Annotated in this window: 16 protein-coding genes; 8 read left to right on the top strand and 8 right to left on the bottom strand. The window is 70.7% G+C overall.

Annotated elements, in window-relative coordinates; translation table 11 throughout:
• Nucleotides 1-8: 8 nt before the first annotated feature.
• The 5 genes from AC1RRF_RS11125 (at nucleotide 9) to rplS (ending at nucleotide 3,750) form a co-directional block, all read left to right on the top strand.
• Nucleotides 9-545, top strand: coding sequence for a hypothetical protein (locus AC1RRF_RS11125; RefSeq protein WP_492834498.1), 537 nt, complete (start codon nucleotides 9-11; stop codon nucleotides 543-545).
• Complete coding sequence (locus AC1RRF_RS11120) at nucleotides 545-1,150, top strand: hypothetical protein (RefSeq protein WP_492834497.1); 606 nt, start codon at nucleotides 545-547, stop codon at nucleotides 1,148-1,150. Before AC1RRF_RS11125 ends, AC1RRF_RS11120 begins: the two co-directional genes overlap by 1 nt.
• 20 nt (nucleotides 1,151-1,170) lie before the next feature.
• Complete coding sequence (locus AC1RRF_RS11115) at nucleotides 1,171-2,394, top strand: BaiN/RdsA family NAD(P)/FAD-dependent oxidoreductase (RefSeq protein ID WP_492834496.1); 1,224 nt, start codon at nucleotides 1,171-1,173, stop codon at nucleotides 2,392-2,394.
• 160 nt (nucleotides 2,395-2,554) lie between these two features.
• Nucleotides 2,555-3,262 (top strand): tRNA (guanosine(37)-N1)-methyltransferase TrmD, encoded by a 708-nt coding sequence (gene trmD / locus AC1RRF_RS11110; RefSeq protein ID WP_492311983.1) that lies wholly within the window; start codon nucleotides 2,555-2,557, stop codon nucleotides 3,260-3,262.
• Between the two features lie 65 nt (nucleotides 3,263-3,327).
• A complete protein-coding gene (rplS, locus tag AC1RRF_RS11105) occupies nucleotides 3,328-3,750 on the top strand; it encodes a 50S ribosomal protein L19 (protein ID WP_291834086.1) in 423 nt (140 codons plus the stop codon).
• Between the two features lie 243 nt (nucleotides 3,751-3,993).
• Here rplS and AC1RRF_RS11100 read toward each other — a convergent pair whose 3' ends face one another.
• The 6 genes from AC1RRF_RS11100 to AC1RRF_RS11075 form a co-directional block, all read right to left on the bottom strand.
• On the bottom strand, nucleotides 3,994-4,479 hold the full coding sequence (locus AC1RRF_RS11100; protein WP_492834495.1) for a PA2169 family four-helix-bundle protein: 486 nt from the start codon (nucleotides 4,477-4,479) through the stop codon (nucleotides 3,994-3,996).
• 88 nt (nucleotides 4,480-4,567) lie between these two features.
• Nucleotides 4,568-5,386, bottom strand: a complete 819-nt coding sequence (locus AC1RRF_RS11095; protein ID WP_492834494.1) for a tryptophan 2,3-dioxygenase — start codon at nucleotides 5,384-5,386, stop codon at nucleotides 4,568-4,570.
• A 31-nt stretch (nucleotides 5,387-5,417) separates the two neighbouring features.
• On the bottom strand, nucleotides 5,418-5,666 hold the full coding sequence (locus AC1RRF_RS11090; RefSeq protein ID WP_492834493.1) for a hypothetical protein: 249 nt from the start codon (nucleotides 5,664-5,666) through the stop codon (nucleotides 5,418-5,420).
• 14 nt (nucleotides 5,667-5,680) lie between these two features.
• The gene (locus AC1RRF_RS11085; protein ID WP_492834492.1) at nucleotides 5,681-6,049 is read right to left on the bottom strand and encodes a DUF1318 domain-containing protein; all 369 of its coding nucleotides are present in this window, start codon (nucleotides 6,047-6,049) and stop codon (nucleotides 5,681-5,683) included.
• A 17-nt stretch (nucleotides 6,050-6,066) separates the two neighbouring features.
• Nucleotides 6,067-6,264, bottom strand: coding sequence for a YnbE family lipoprotein (locus AC1RRF_RS11080; RefSeq protein ID WP_291834103.1), 198 nt, complete (start codon nucleotides 6,262-6,264; stop codon nucleotides 6,067-6,069).
• 76 nt (nucleotides 6,265-6,340) lie between these two features.
• Nucleotides 6,341-9,559 (bottom strand): intermembrane phospholipid transport protein YdbH family protein, encoded by a 3,219-nt coding sequence (locus AC1RRF_RS11075; RefSeq protein WP_492834491.1) that lies wholly within the window; start codon nucleotides 9,557-9,559, stop codon nucleotides 6,341-6,343.
• A 408-nt stretch (nucleotides 9,560-9,967) separates the two neighbouring features.
• On the opposite strand from AC1RRF_RS11075, the gene AC1RRF_RS11070 reads away from it, so the two are divergent.
• The 3 genes from AC1RRF_RS11070 to AC1RRF_RS11060 all read left to right on the top strand — a co-directional run bounded on the left by AC1RRF_RS11070 (nucleotide 9,968) and on the right by AC1RRF_RS11060 (nucleotide 12,590).
• The gene (locus tag AC1RRF_RS11070; RefSeq protein WP_492834490.1) at nucleotides 9,968-11,320 is read left to right on the top strand and encodes a M23 family metallopeptidase; all 1,353 of its coding nucleotides are present in this window, start codon (nucleotides 9,968-9,970) and stop codon (nucleotides 11,318-11,320) included.
• Nucleotides 11,321-11,414: 94 nt separating this feature from the next.
• Nucleotides 11,415-12,305, top strand: a complete 891-nt coding sequence (locus tag AC1RRF_RS11065; protein ID WP_492834489.1) for an alpha/beta fold hydrolase — start codon at nucleotides 11,415-11,417, stop codon at nucleotides 12,303-12,305.
• Nucleotides 12,306-12,389: 84 nt separating this feature from the next.
• Nucleotides 12,390-12,590 (top strand): hypothetical protein, encoded by a 201-nt coding sequence (locus AC1RRF_RS11060; RefSeq protein WP_492834488.1) that lies wholly within the window; start codon nucleotides 12,390-12,392, stop codon nucleotides 12,588-12,590.
• Between the two features lie 71 nt (nucleotides 12,591-12,661).
• On the opposite strand, the gene maiA is transcribed toward AC1RRF_RS11060, so the two are convergent.
• Complete coding sequence (gene maiA / locus AC1RRF_RS11055) at nucleotides 12,662-13,306, bottom strand: maleylacetoacetate isomerase (RefSeq protein WP_492834487.1); 645 nt, start codon at nucleotides 13,304-13,306, stop codon at nucleotides 12,662-12,664.
• Nucleotides 13,303-13,953 (bottom strand): fumarylacetoacetate hydrolase family protein, encoded by a 651-nt coding sequence (locus tag AC1RRF_RS11050; protein ID WP_492834486.1) that lies wholly within the window; start codon nucleotides 13,951-13,953, stop codon nucleotides 13,303-13,305. Before AC1RRF_RS11050 ends, maiA begins: the two co-directional genes overlap by 4 nt.
• Nucleotides 13,954-14,086: the final 133 nt, after the last annotated feature.

Here is a 14,086-nt window from a genome sequence, read left to right as displayed (position 1 = left end):
ATACCGGCATGCACACCGGACGCCCTGGAAAACCGAAACTCGACGATCCGACCTGGGTCGCGCTGCTGGAACGCTACGTCCGCGGTGAGACCGCGGCGGGGCTGGCGCACGAGTACGGGGTGAGCGTCGAGGCGGTCGCGTGGCAGGCGCGGAACCGGGGGTATCGGAAGATGGACCGGCCGGACGCCGTCTATCGCTGGCGGCAGGCGCCGCCGGTCACGCCGCTGGCGGACACGGCGGAGAGATGCGGCTTCGACTATGACCTCGAAGACCTGGATGGGTCGATCGCGCGGGCCGAGGCCCAGGCGAGGCGGGCGGCCGCCGAGGGGCGGATGCTGGATTTCGTGCGGATCGGGCGGGCGGTGGAGCGGCTGCGGGCAAGACGAGAGCGGGGCGGACAGCCCCCTCCACCGCCTTCGGCGGTCCCCCTCCCCCATGAGGGGGAGGAGACGATGATCACCACCGACAGCGCCGCCCCCTCCACCCCCCGGCCGATGGCCGGGCGGTCCCCCTCCCCATCGTGGGGCGATGGGGAGGAACGCTGATGCCCCGCCGCAGCAAGCTCACCGAAGCCCAGTGGGAAGCGCTGTTCGCGCGGGACGCGGCCGGGGAGCCGCGCGGGCGGCTGGCGAAGGCCTATGGGGTGGCGGTCGGGACCATCGCCTGGCAGGCGCGCCGGCGGGGACGGCTGAAAGGGCTGGCGGCGGAGGGGGTCGTGGACCGGCGGCGGCGGCCCGAGGGCGGGTGGCCGGCCGGGCATGTCTTCGTCCAGAGCCGGAGCGGGATGACGCCGGAGCGCTGGGATCAGGCGCTGGACCGCTATGCGGCGGGCGAGGACGCCGCGGCGCTGGGTGAGGCGTACGGCTTTCATCCCGCCTCGCTGGCGGCGCGGGCGAAGGCGCAGCGGCGGCGCAAATGCGACCGGGCGGACGCGGTTTATCGGCCGCGCGGACCGCACGGGTGCGCGCCCCGGGCGGAGATGGCCTTCACCTTTCACCGGAACGATCCGGAGGCGACGCGCGCCTCGCTGGCGCAGACGGTCGAACGGGCCATGGATGAGGGGCGGCTGGCCGATGCGACGGCGCTGCTGCGGTTGTGGATGGAGATGCGGTCGTATTTCGCCCTGCGGCGGCGGGTGCTGGGACACTGATGTGTGCTAGGGGCGGGGGCATGACTGACACGGTTGACGTCCTGATCGTCGGCGCCGGCGCGGCCGGGATGATGTGCGCCATCGAGGCCGGGCGGCGGGGGCGGTCCGTGCGCGTGATCGACCATGCGCGGGCGCCGGGCGAGAAGATCCGCATCTCGGGCGGGGGGCGCTGCAACTTCACCAACCTGGGGACCGGGCCGGCCAACTTCCTGGGCGAGAACCCGCGCTTCGCGACCTCGGCGCTGAAGCGGTTCACGCAGCACGACTTCATCAAGCGCGTCGATAAGGCGGGCATCGGCTGGCACGAGAAGACGCTGGGGCAACTGTTCTGCGACGACAGCGCCAAACAGATCATCCGTATGCTGACGGACGACATGCGGGCGGCGGGCGCGGTGCTGTCGATGGGGCTGGGCGTGGACCGGGTGGCGCGGTCGGGCGACGGGTTCGAGGCGGCGCTGTCGGACGGATCGGTGGTGCGCAGCCGGTCGCTGGTGCTGGCCACCGGCGGCAAGTCGATCCCCAAGATGGGGGCGACGGGCTGGGCCTATGACACGGCGCGGGCGTTCGGCCTGAGGGTGACGGAGACCCGGCCGGCGCTGGTTCCGCTGACGTTCGAGCCGGGGCTGCTGGAGAAGCTGGCGCCGCTTGCGGGGCTGTCGGTCGAGGCGGTGGTGTCGCACCGCACGCCGGCGGACGGCGGGGCGCCGGGGCGGCCAACGGGGGAGACGCGGTTCGCGGAAGGCCTGCTGTTCACGCACCGGGGGCTGTCAGGGCCGTCGATCCTGCAGATCTCGAGCTACTGGCGCGAGGGGGAGGCGATCACGGCGCGGATGGCGCCGGACGTGGACGTCTATGCGCAGCTGAAGGCGGCGAAGGAGGAGAACGGCAAGCAGATGGTGCACACGGCCCTGGGCCACATCGTGCCGCGCCGCCTGGCCGAGAGCGTGTGCGAGCGCGAGGGGGTGAAGGGCAAGCTGGCCGAGGTCGGCGACAAGGTGCTGCGCCGGCTGGACGAGGCGGTGAACGGCTGGACGGTGAAGCCGGTGGGCTCGGAGGGCTATCGCACCGCCGAGGTGACGCTGGGCGGGGTGGCGACGGAGGGGTTGGACCAGCAGACGATGGAGGCCAAGGCGGTCCCCGGCCTGTTCGTCATCGGCGAGGCGGCGGATGTGACAGGCTGGCTGGGCGGATATAATTTCCAGTGGGCGTGGTCGTCGGGGTGGGCGGCCGGGCAACATTGTTGAGTGCGCTAACGCTCGGCGCGCGGCGCCTCGCTGCTTGAGCGCGTCTTGGGGCGCTAGCGCTCGCGGCGCGGTCGCTCGCTGCTTGAGCGCGGTTTTGGGCGCTAGCGCTCGCGGCGCGGCCGCTCGCTGCTTGAGCGCGGATGAGGTATAGGGCGCCGCCATGACCGCCCGCCCGCCCTTCACCGCCACCGTCCTGACCATGTTTCCGGAAGCGTTTCCGGGGCCGCTCGGCGTGTCGCTGATCGGGACGGCGTGGCGCGAGCGGGGGCTGTGGAGCCTGGAAACGCTTGACATTCGGGCGTTCTCCGACGATAGGCGCGGCTTCCTGGACGACACCCCCGCGGGTGGCGGCCCGGGAGCCGTGCTCAAAGCGGACGTGGTGGCCCGGGCTGTCGATAGCCTTTCCGGACCGCAGCGGCCGCTTTTGTACATGAGCGCCCGGGGTCGGCCCCTGACCCAGGCGCGCGTCAAGGAATGGGCCAAGGCGGACGGAATCGTCGTGCTTTGCGGTCGTTTCGAGGGGGTGGATCAGCGCGTGCTGGACGCGCGCGGGTTCGAGGAGGTCTCGGTCGGAGACGCGGTTCTCGCCGGTGGCGAGGCGGCGGCGATGGTCGCGATCGAGGCGTGCGTAAGACTGATCCCCGGCGTTCTGGGCCAGGCCGAAAGCCTGAGTTCCGAGAGCTTCGAGGACGGGCTTCTGGAGCATCCGCAGTACACGCGACCGCGGACGTTCGAGGGGCTGGAGATCCCGGAGGTCCTGGTGTCGGGCGACCATAAAAAGGTCGCTCAGTGGCGTCAGGAGCAGCGGGAGATCACGACGCGGGAACGGCGACCCGACCTTTGGGCCGCCCACACCGCGAAGGACTGAGGTTACCCGCGGGGTTCGCCCCGCCAATTCACAGCTAAAGAGCGCAAAAGCTCGAGGAGAATAGAATGAACATCCTTCAGACCCTGGCGGCCGAAGAGAAGGCCCGTCTGATCGAAACCCGCGCGATCCCCGACTTCCAGCCGGGCGACACCCTGCGCGTCAACGTGAAGATCAAGGAAGGCGAGCGCGAGCGCGTCCAGGCCTTCGAAGGCGTCTGCATCGCCCGCGCCGGCGGCGGCGTGAACGAGAACTTCACCGTCCGCAAGATTTCCTTCGGCGAGGGCGTCGAGCGCGTCTTCCCGATCCTGTCGCCGAACATCGAGTCGATCGAAGTGAAGCGCCGCGGCGTCGTTCGGCGCGCCAAGCTGTACTACCTGCGCGACCGTCGCGGTAAGTCGGCCCGTATCGCCGAGAAGCAAACCGTGCGCGCCCCCAAGGTCGCCGTTCCGGAAACCGGCAAGGCCGAGACCCCGGGCGAAGACGCATAAGCGTCTCCACGAGAACAGAATGACGAAGGCCCCGGTGGAAACGCCGGGGCCTTTTTCATGCCGGACGGACGGAGCTCGGTGGGGCGGGCGGTCTGCCGGAAAGTGATTAGTGATTAGTGGTTCGCGGGAGAACGGGCGGGTCTCGCTCTGCACCGACCGTGGTCGAGGCCACCCACTAATCCCTAACCACTAATCACTTTCAGCCCCTAGCCTCGACCAAGGGCCCGCGCCGCCCCACGGCCGTTACTGCGGGAACAGCCGGCTGTTGGCGTCGCGCTGGCCTTCGAGGCTGTGCTTGAGGCCGCTGATCTCGTCGTGGCCGGCGCGGACCTGGTCCCAGGCGCGGCGGATGGTCTCGCGGGTGGTGGCAGAGATGTGGGAGTCCGCGAGCGCCTTTTCGAACTGCGAGCGGACATGGTCCTCGGCGCCTTCGACGGCGCCGACCACGGTCAGTTCGTCGCGCAGCAGGGCGTGTTTGATATCGGTGAAGGCGCGCTGGGCCTTGGCGAGGATGGAGCCGTCGGCGTCGGGCTCGCCGCCCAGGGCGCGGACGTCGGAGGACAGGGCGTCGGCGACGGCGCGCCGTTCGGCCTCGCGACGGGCGAACAGGTCGCGGTGGCCAGCGTCGGCGGTGTTGTCCAGGGCGTCGTGGTAGCCGTCGGCGCTGTCGATGACGACGCGGATCAGGCCGTTGAGAACCTGGATGTCGTGGCGGTTGGCGTTGCTCATGCGGTCCTCCGGGGAGAGACCTGTAAAGCGTGCGCCTGCGGCGAAGGTTTCCGCCTAACGCCGTTTACACGGGATCGTCAGAGCCCGATCACAGCTTGGTGCGCAACGACCAGAGCTCGGGGAAGCAGCGGCGCTGCAGGGTTTCGGTCAGGTAGCCGACGCCATCGGTGCCGCCGGTGCCGCGGCGACGGCCGATGATCCGCTCGACCGTGACGACGTGCTTGTGCCGCCAGGTCAGCAGGGCGTCGTCCAGGTCCACCAGCTTTTCGGCCAGCTGGTAGAAGGGCCACCAGCGCTCGGTGTCGCGATAAACCTCCAGCCAGGCGGCCTCGACCGCCTCGGACGGCTCATAGGGCCTGGACACGTCGCGGTTCAGGACCTCGACCGGGACCGGCAGGCCGGCGACGGCGAGCTGGGACAGGGCGTCGTCATAGAGGCTGGGCGCGTCGAGCGCGGCCTTGAGCGCGGCGTGGGCGTCGGGCCGGTCCTCATGGAAGCGCAGGAAGCGGTCGTCCTTGAGGCCCAGCATGGCCTCGAAGCGGCGGAACTGGTCGCTCTGGAAGCCCGAGGAGGAGCCGAGCACGCCGCGGAAGCGCAGATAGTCGGCGGGGGTCATGGTGGCCAGGATATCCCAGCTCATGGTCATGACCGACTGGATGCGGCTGACGCGAGCCAGGCTCTTGTAGGCCGGGACGAGGTCGCCAACGCGGACCAGCGACTGGGCCAGGGCGACCTCGTGCAAGATCTGCTTGAGCCACAGTTCCTTGGTCTGGTGGATGATGACGAACAGCATCTCGTCATGCTGGTCCGACAGCGGATGCTGGGCCGCCAGCAGGTCGTCGAGGGCCAGATAGCCGGAATAGGTGATGGAGGAAGGGACAGACGACGGGGGGGCGGCTTCGGTCATGAGCGTCGTATCGCCCGACGCGGCGGCCGGCTCAAGGCTTGTCGGGATCGTCCGATGTGTCACCGACCCGGTCGTCCCAGCCCTCGCGATCCGAACGGAAGGCCAGAGCCATCAGACCCCAGGCGAGGGCGACGGTCCCGAAGACGCCGATGAACAGGGCGATCCAGCCGTGCACCGACAGGTCGCCGCCGCCGATCAGACGCCAACTGACCGCCACCCCGTAAACGGAGACGGCGGTCAGAACGATGGCGATCAGCAGGTTACGGAGAAGGCGGAGCATGGTCCGCCTTCAGGTCAGCGCTGGACCCACTGGCCCTGGGCGTTGCGGTACCACTGGCCCGAGCTGATGCGCGGCAGGAGCTGGGTCTCGAACATGCGGGTCCCGGCGTCGGCGGCGGTGGCGCCGCCGCCGGCCTGGGCGGCCGAGGCGGCATAGGCCTGACGACGGCCGGCGTTGGTGGCCTGGACCGCGGCGGTCAGGGCGGCGTCGGACGACGGGACGCGGAAGCCGACGAAGCCGTCAGCCTGCTCGCCCACCGTGCCGGCGGACTTGGCGGCGTCGATCATCGACTTCTGCTGCGAGGTCTGGGCGAACGCCGCGCCCGCGGCGACGCCGAGGGCCGCGACGGCGGCGACCATGACGAAGACTTTGCGGAATGACATCTGAACGGACCTTCCCATCAGAACAGGTTCGGGTTTTCGGCCAGGAGGTTCTGAAGCTCCCGGTCGAGGCGGACGCGGATATCCGCATCCAGCTTGGCGTTGATCGTGATCGGATCGACCTGCAGGCGGACGGTCGGGGTGCAGGCGGCCGCGCCCACGGCCATGGCGGCCAAGCCGAGCAAGGCGACGGTTCTGCGCGACTTCGTCCGGGTCATGAGGACTCTCCGATTGATCCGCGGCGATCTAACGCGACCGAGGGTGAATGGGTTCTGAACGGCGAAGGCGGCTCGATCAAGGCCTAGGCTGTTCCTCCGGCTCGTCTTCGTCGACCTGGCCGTTGCGGGCGCGGTCCAGTTTCATGAGATCGCTGACCAGTTCGTTCAGGTTCACCGAGGTTTCGAGCGTCAGGTCGATGCCGGTGTTGGACGGCAGGGGCAGCTCGTGATTCAGGAATTCGCGGCTGATGAACTCGGCCATGGGAATGCGCAGCTCCTGCCGCTGGGGCGGGTCGTGACGGCCCCGGATGCGGAACAGGACGCCGAGACGGCCCCGGTCCAGGCTGTTCACCTGGGCGGACAGGATGTCGAAGGCCAGGTTCTCCATGGCCTGATAGGCCAGGTCCTGCACGGTGTTGGGCGGCAGGGCCTCGCCGCCGCCCTGGGCCTCCAGCCCCGTCAGGGACGAGCGGGGAATGGACAGACGGCCGGGCTGGATCGCCTCCAGGCTGCCGCCGACGATGCGGACGCCGTCGGTGGGGTTCCAGCTGAACGGCAGGCGGCCGGAGACGACGGCGTCGAGGCTGACCTTGTCGCCGAACCCGGCGTCGCTGACGATCTGGCCCAGCTGGACGGTCTCCAGCACGACCACGCCGGTGAAGCCCTGGTTGATGTCCAGCGGGACGGACAGGGGTTCGATGCGCACCGTGCCGCCGGCGATGCTGAGATCCCCGCCCTCGATGGTCAGGGCCGCCTTGTCGAGGCCGAAGACCAGATCGATGTCGGTCAGGGGCGCGACCGACTCCAGCAGATCCGCGTGCAGGGCCTGGCCCGGCGTGGCGGTCAGCGGCGTCAGGCTGGTGAAGTCCAGGGTCCCGCGCAGACCCTTCACCGGCCCGGCCGGACTGGTGAAGTCGAGACCCGGGATGGTCAGGCGGCCGGAGCTGGTCCCTTCCGTGTCGGCGCGCCAGTCGACGCGGCCGCTGAAGCCGACGGAGCCGACCGCGGGCGAGCCGACGATATCGCCGGCCAGCGGGCTGAGGTCGGCGGGTTGGAGCCCGCCTTCGGCGAAGGTGAGCGACGGGGCGTCGATGGTCAGCCCGCCGACGCCCGCCTTGCCGTCGTGGGCCAGTGTCAGGCGACCCAGCGTCGTTTCGCCGTGGGCCAGATCGAAGGCGCCGGTCCAATTTTCATTTTCCAGGCGGGCCGAGCCGGCGGCGGTGATCGGATTGAAGCGGGCGGGCGTGGTGGCGTCGACCACCGTGGCGCGGGCGACCTGCACCGCCATGCCGACCCCGCGCGGCCCGCCGGTGGCGGCCAGCGTCCCCTCGGCGTCATTGAACTGCAGGGCGAGGAAGGGCGCCGACGCCTTGACCTCGCGCAGGAGGCCGTCGGCGCGCCAGGCGCCGTCGGTCACCGCGAACAGGGGGCGATCCGAGGGGCAGAAGCGACCGGAGACATCGGTGATGTCGCTTTCATCCAGCTCCAGCCGCTCGATGGTCAGGGGGATGCAGTCGGCGGCGACATAGGTCAGACGGCCGCCGGCTGAGGTCAGCTCGCCCCGGGTCTGCAGGGCGACGCCCCGGGCGAGGTCGAAGTCGAGGGCGGCGCGGCCATCCAGCGTGGCGGTGAAGCCGGACGGGGTCAGGCTCCAGCGGGGAATGTCGAAGGCGGCCTCGGGCAGACCCTTGCCGCGCGTGGCGGTCAGGGACAGGGCGCCGCCGCCCTGCTGGCCCCGCCCGGCGCTGAACAGGGGCGTGGCGGCCGGACGCAGGGTCAGGACGCCGCCGTTGGCGGGGGTCAGCGTCGCGGGACGGTCGAGCGTCAGACGCGTGCCGCTGTCTCCGGTCGTCAGGCTGAAGGCGGGAATGTCGACGGCGAAGGCGGCCAGGGCGCGCTTCATCTCGCCCAGTTCCGCGATGTCGTCGCCCGCCGGGGCGCCGAACAGGGGCCAGGCGCCGCGCGCGGCCCGCACGCCGCCGCGGGCGTCGATCCGCACCGCGCCGTCGGCGATCATGTCCAGCTGCACCGAGCCGCGCGCGTCGGTCAGGGACAGGTCGTCCATGGCCAGGCGGTCGGCGGCGAGAGCCAGCGCCCCCTGCGCCTCCATCGCCGCGCCGCGGCCGCCGACGAGAAGACGGGGGGCGGTCAGGCGCACGCCCGCGCCCTGAAGACCCGCGCCGGCGATCCGCGCCGCGGCGACATCGGCCGGACCTTCGATGCGCCAGCCGAAGCCCTGGCCGTCGCGGTTCAGCAGGGTGGCGGCGTCGGTCAGGCGCAGGCGCGCCCCCTGCCCGGCCACGGCCCCTTCCAGCCTGGCGGCGCGAAGATCGGCGGTGGTGCGGCCGTCGATGCGGAAGGCCTCGATCCAGCCGGTGGTGGCGCCGTCGAAGGTCAGGGCGGCGTCAAGGCCGCGGGCGGCGCTGTCGCCCGTGGCGAGCCGATCGGCGGTCAGGGCGAGGTCGAGACGGGCGCGGCCGTCGCCCCGGCGGGTCTTGAGGTCCGGATAGGGCAGGTCGCCGGTCAGGGTCAAAGCCACGCCCTGCCCCTGCGCGCCCGGCACGGCGGCGGAGGCGGCGGAGGCGGTGAGGCGCAGGGCGACCCGGTCGCCGGTGGTGGTCAGATCGACCGTGGCGCCGAGATCCCGGGCCTCGAGCCGGTCGCCGCTGCGCAGGGCCGTGGCGGGCATGCGCGCGACCAGCCGCATCAGCTTGCCGTCCTCGACCCGGGCGTCGCCGAGGATGTTGGCGGGGCCGTAGTCGGTGTCGACCCGGACACGCGCGCGCTCGACCAGCACCAGCGGCGAGCGACTGTCGGGCTGGGGCGGGCGACCGGTGAACTTTTTCACGAGCGGATCGAGCGAGCCCAGGGAGAGCTTTCCCCCGCGCAGGCTGACGCGCGCCACGGGCCGGACCAGGCGGATGCGGGTCGGGGTCACGCCGAGGCCCTGTTTCGACCAGGGCGAGCCGACGGCGTAGTCGACCTCGACCCGTTCAATGGTCACGTCCGGGTTGCGGGGATCGCCGATGCGGACGCGGGCGACGACGCCGTCCATTTCGATCCGCTCGATATCCACGTCCGCCGGAACGCCTTCGCGCTCCAGCCAGCCGACGAGGACCTGGCGGGTGACGGCGCGGCGGTTCAGCCAGGTCAGGGCGGCGAGGATCGCCAACACGCACAGGATCACGCCCGCGACCATCAGAAGGCGGCGAAGGATCCCGCCGGCGCGGCGGGCGGCCGGACGCGGGGGCGATCCGGAAGGGGGTGCGGGGACGGGGGAGGCCGTGTCGCTCATGCCCTTCGTCCTTTAGCGGCACAGGCGGCGTGGCGGAAAGGGCGATGAGCAAACTCGCACGACCGTTGAGCAATAAATGCGTGTCATGCCCGCAACAGCATAGTGGCGCGAGAGACACTTTGAATGCAGGGAGAGTCGGCGGCGAACACCGCCCTCACATCTGTGTGAATAGCCTTCAGATGCTGTACGAATACTGCCGCGCTGACCTCTGATCACCTCGGCGGTCACGCAGTCTTTACCCGCAACTACGGCTCCGGTTAACGGCTTGTAACGATCTGCCTTCCCATCATGGGACGGACGGGCTATACGGCGCGTCTCGCGTTTGGCGGTTCCTTGGGGGGCAGCCCGGCGCGATCCTTGCTTTTAGTAGCTTTGGCGCCGGCCGGCGTCGTCGTTTGTCGGGGACCGATGGCTCAGTTCGATCCACGTCGCCAGCCGATGCGCATCGCCCCTCACGCCCTGACGGCGGTGGCGGCGATCTCGGTGGCGCTGCTTGCCGGACGCGTATACCAACCCGCGAAAGCGGAAGAGGCTCCGCCTCTCTCTCAAATTCAGATCGCCGCCCTGGAAGCCCAGGCGTTCGCCGCCGGCGGCATGCCCGCCGGCCTGACCGCGCCGGAAGCCATTCCGGTGCAGATCCGCAAGGGCGAGACCTTCGAACAGGCCGTGACCCGCACGGGCATCGCCCCCGAGGAAGCCTCGGCCGTGGCCGCGACCCTGTCGAACGCCATGGACGTCAGCTCGATGCGCGCCGGGCAGAAGTTCGAGACCGCCATCGCCCATCCGCGCGGCGGCCGCGGCGACGCCCGCCTGATCGGCCTGACCATGCGCACCGGCCCGGCCAGCCAGCTGACCGTGTCGCGCAGCTTCGACGGCGCCCTGCGCCTGCGCGCGCTGGAAGAGAAGGTGACCCACGAGACGGTGGTCCTGACCGGCAAGGTCGAGGGCTCGCTGTCGCGCACCGCCCGCCGCGAGGGAGCCCCGGCGGCGATCGCCCGCGTCGCCGGCCGCCTGTTCTCGCACAAGTTCGACATGGACCGGGACGTCAAGTCGGACGACGAGTTCACCTATGTCTTCGCCCGCACCGTCACCGAGAACGGCCGCACCATCGATTCCGGCGACCTGATGTACGCCTCGCTGAAGGGCGTGACCTTCTACCGGTTCCAGCCCGCCGGCGCCCGCGAGGCGCAGTATTTCGACGGCACGGGCAAGAACACGCGCTCGGCCTTCATGCGTACGCCGCTGGAGCGGGGCTTCCGCGTCTCCTCCTCGTTCGGCTTCCGCCGCCACCCGATCGCCGGCTATCGCAAGATGCACCAAGGCATCGACTTCGCCGCGGGCATGGGCACGCCGGTCGTGGCCCCGGCCGACGGCGTGATCGTCGAAGCCCGCCGCTGGGGCGGCTACGGCAACTGGCTGCGCATCCGCCACCCCAATGGCCTGGAGACCGGCTACGGCCACCTGTCGCGCTACGCCTCGGGCGTCCGCGCCGGCCAGCGCGTGAGCCAGGGCCAGGTCGTCGCCTATGTCGGCTCGACCGGCGCCTCGACCGGCCCGCACCTGCACTATGAAATCTGGCGCGGCGGCCAGCGGATCAATCCGGCCGGCGTGCGCACCACCGAAGGCACCGTCCTGGCGGGCGCCGACCTGGCCGCCTTCCGCGCCGAGAAGGCCCGCATCGACCGCATCATCGCCTCGGGCGGCGAGCGCCGCTCCGGCGCGCCGACCATGGCCGGTGGCCTGCGCCCCGCCGTGGGCTGAGCCTTTCCGCACCGACGACCCGATCGAGGCCCGGATGTTCGCGCATCCGGGCCTTTTTCATGATGGCGCCGCAATCGCCCGGAAGAACGGGGTCATGCAGGCGAGACGCGAATTCCTGATCGGCGCGACCGGCGCCGTGGTCCTGGCAGGGGCGGCCCCGTCCGCGTGGGCGCAGGCGACGTTCGCCTCGCGCCGGATCACGGTCGAGACGCGCGGAGAGGGGCCGGACCTGATCCTGATCCCCGGCCTGGCCTCGACCGCCGCCGTATGGCGTTCGACCGCCGACCGGCTGGCGGGACGATACCGGCTGCATCTGGTTTCCGTGCGCGGGTTCGGCGACCTGGCCCCGCAGGCCAATGCCGAGGGGGCCATTCTCGGTCCGGCGGCCGGCGAGGTGCTGCGCTACATCACCGAGAGCCGGTTGAGCCAGCCGGCGATCATCGGCCACTCGATGGGCGGCCAGATCGGCCTGAGGCTGGCCTCGGACTGGCCCTGGGCGGTCGGGCGGCTGATGACGGTGGATTCCTCGCCCTTCTTCGCCGCCCTGATCAGCCCCGAGGCGACGGTGCGCGACGTGCAGCCCATCGCCCAGCTGGCCTATCAGGCGATCCAGTTCCTCGGCGACGAAGCCCTGCGGACGCGCGGCCGTGAGATGGGGGTGGAGCTGGGCGGGGCGACCGACGCCCTGTTCGGGACCATCGGCTGGCAGGGCGGCGACCGGCAGGTGCTGGCCCAGTCCCTGTACGAGGTGATGACCGTGGACCTGCGCCCCCGCCTGCCCCGGATCACCGCGCCGGTGACCGTGGTCTATGGCTGGAGCGCGGACCAGAACTCGCCGCGCAGCCACACCGACAGCCTGTTCCGCGGCGCCTACGCCGGGCTGCGCGCGCCGGCGACCTTCGAACGGATCGAGGGCGCCGAACACATGGTGATGATCGATCGCCCGACGCGGTTCCTGGCGGCGGTGGATCGGTTTCTGGGGTGAAGGCGGGTCTGCTTCGACCCATAGCGGAAGCTCAATCCAGGGCGTAGGCTTCGGCCGTCCCGGAGCCTGAATCGGATTGAAGAAATGGGAAGCTTCCGAAGAGTCTTCGGCATCGTCTGCTTCGTCTATGCCGCCGTCGCGCTCCTATGGTTTTTCAACCTGATCCAGGTCGATGCAAAGGTCGTTGTCGCCGGCTTTCTCGTCATCATCGCCGTCTCTTTCGTCATCGACGCGCTTGTTGCGCGGCAAGAACGAGAGAGGTCAGGGGGCGGCGCAAGCGACTGAGATCGCGTAGGCCGTCCTCTTACCACCGATCGCAGACATTCGCTGAGTCCGCTTCGGGCGGTCTTCTCGCCTCAGTCCGCGTCCGGCTGATTGTCCGGATGGGCGGCGACGAACGCGGGATGCGCCTTGGCCGCCGCGTCGATGGCCAGTAGACGCGGGAAGGCGCCCAGCGGGACGTTGAAGCGGGCGGCCGAATAGATCTGCGGGATCAGGTAGCAGTCGGCCAGGGTCGGGGCGTCGCCGAAGCACCAGCCGGCGCCGTGACGGGCGACGAGAGCTTCCAGCGCCTCGAAGCCGGGCACGATCCAGCGGGCGGCCCAGGCGTCGACGGCGGCCTGGTCGGCGCCGAAGCTTTCGCGCAGGGCCTTGCCGACGCGGAGATTGTTCAGCGGATGGATGTCGCAGCCGATCAGGGCGGCCATGGCCCGGACGTGGGCGCGGCCGAGGGCGTCGAACGGCAGCAAGGGCGGGTTCGGATGCGTCTCCTCCAGCCATTCGAGGATGGCGGGGCTCTGAGTCAGGACCGCGCTCCCGGATTCTGAAGTGACCTCGAGGGCCGGGACCATGCCCTGCGGGTTCAGCGCGACATAGGCCGGGTCCTTCTGGGCGCCGGTGCGCAGGTCGTGGCCCGCCTGTTCGTAGGCCAACCCCTTGAGCGCCAGGGCGATGCGGGTGCGGTAGGCGGCGCCCGAGCGCCAGTAGCCGTGCAGGATCATCGTGCCGCCAGGGTGAAGGTGAGCGAAGGCAGGCCGCCGATGGTCGCCTCGACCCGGTCGCCGGGGTTGAGCGGGCCGACGCCCTCGGGCGTGCCGGTGAAGATCAGGTCGCCGGCGCGGACGTCCCAGAGCGTGCGCGCCTTGGCGAGGATCTCGTCCGGGTTCCAGACCATGTCGTCCAGCCGGCCCGACTGGCGCGTCTCGCCGTTGACGCGAAGTTCGATGGCGGCGGCGGGGTCCGGCAGGGCGCCGAGCACCAGGGCGGCGCAGGGGGCGGACTGGTCGAAGCCCTTGGCGGCGTCCCAGGGACGACCTTTCTCCTTGGCGGCGGCCTGCAGGTCGCGGCGGGTCAGGTCGCAGCCGACCGCCCAGCCGACGATCCCGTCCGGACCGATCGCGCAGACCAGTTCGACCTCGTGGTGCAGGTTGGCGGTCGCGGTCGGGAAGACCGGATCGGCGCCGTCCGTGACCACGGCGTCGGCGGGCTTGGAGAAGAAGAAGGGCTCGGCGCGCTCATGACCCATCTCGCGGGCGTGGGCCGCATAGTTCTGACCCACGCAGAGGATGCGGCGGACCGGGAAGCGCTCGGCGCGGCCCTGGATCGGCAAGGAGGGGGCGGCGGCGGGCGGGAACAACCAGTGTGTCATGGCGGTTTTCTAAGCCGCCCCGTGGCCATTCGCCAGCGGGGCGCCATGCTGCATTGCGGGAACCGTCACCGGACAGTGGCGTTCCGGCTCAGGGTTCTCTATTTAACCGTCAAGCTTGACCACACGGAGCGCG

This window comes from Brevundimonas sp. GW821-FHT12C05 (assembly GCF_058807475.1).
The sequence above is the reverse complement of the archived record's forward strand: the minus strand, read 5'-3'. Positions and strand labels throughout refer to the sequence as shown.

Excerpts from the sequence above, each read along its gene's own strand:
- AC1RRF_RS11095 (WP_492834494.1), bottom strand. The coding sequence starts at position 5,386 with ATGACCGAAGCCGCCCCCCCGTCGTCTGTCCCTTCCTCCATCACCTAT.
- AC1RRF_RS11115 (WP_492834496.1), top strand. The coding sequence starts at position 1,171 with ATGACTGACACGGTTGACGTCCTGATCGTCGGCGCCGGCGCGGCCGGG.
- rplS (WP_291834086.1), top strand. The coding sequence starts at position 3,328 with ATGAACATCCTTCAGACCCTGGCGGCCGAAGAGAAGGCCCGTCTGATC.
- AC1RRF_RS11125 (WP_492834498.1), top strand. The coding sequence starts at position 9 with ATGCACACCGGACGCCCTGGAAAACCGAAACTCGACGATCCGACCTGG.
- AC1RRF_RS11120 (WP_492834497.1), top strand. The coding sequence starts at position 545 with ATGCCCCGCCGCAGCAAGCTCACCGAAGCCCAGTGGGAAGCGCTGTTC.
- AC1RRF_RS11070 (WP_492834490.1), top strand. The coding sequence starts at position 9,968 with ATGGCTCAGTTCGATCCACGTCGCCAGCCGATGCGCATCGCCCCTCAC.
- AC1RRF_RS11050 (WP_492834486.1), bottom strand. The coding sequence starts at position 13,953 with ATGACACACTGGTTGTTCCCGCCCGCCGCCGCCCCCTCCTTGCCGATC.
- maiA (WP_492834487.1), bottom strand. The coding sequence starts at position 13,306 with ATGATCCTGCACGGCTACTGGCGCTCGGGCGCCGCCTACCGCACCCGC.
- AC1RRF_RS11090 (WP_492834493.1), bottom strand. The coding sequence starts at position 5,666 with ATGCTCCGCCTTCTCCGTAACCTGCTGATCGCCATCGTTCTGACCGCC.
- AC1RRF_RS11060 (WP_492834488.1), top strand. The coding sequence starts at position 12,390 with ATGGGAAGCTTCCGAAGAGTCTTCGGCATCGTCTGCTTCGTCTATGCC.
- trmD (WP_492311983.1), top strand. The coding sequence starts at position 2,555 with ATGACCGCCCGCCCGCCCTTCACCGCCACCGTCCTGACCATGTTTCCG.
- AC1RRF_RS11085 (WP_492834492.1), bottom strand. The coding sequence starts at position 6,049 with ATGTCATTCCGCAAAGTCTTCGTCATGGTCGCCGCCGTCGCGGCCCTC.
- AC1RRF_RS11100 (WP_492834495.1), bottom strand. The coding sequence starts at position 4,479 with ATGAGCAACGCCAACCGCCACGACATCCAGGTTCTCAACGGCCTGATC.
- AC1RRF_RS11075 (WP_492834491.1), bottom strand. The coding sequence starts at position 9,559 with ATGAGCGACACGGCCTCCCCCGTCCCCGCACCCCCTTCCGGATCGCCC.
- AC1RRF_RS11080 (WP_291834103.1), bottom strand. The coding sequence starts at position 6,264 with ATGACCCGGACGAAGTCGCGCAGAACCGTCGCCTTGCTCGGCTTGGCC.
- AC1RRF_RS11065 (WP_492834489.1), top strand. The coding sequence starts at position 11,415 with ATGCAGGCGAGACGCGAATTCCTGATCGGCGCGACCGGCGCCGTGGTC.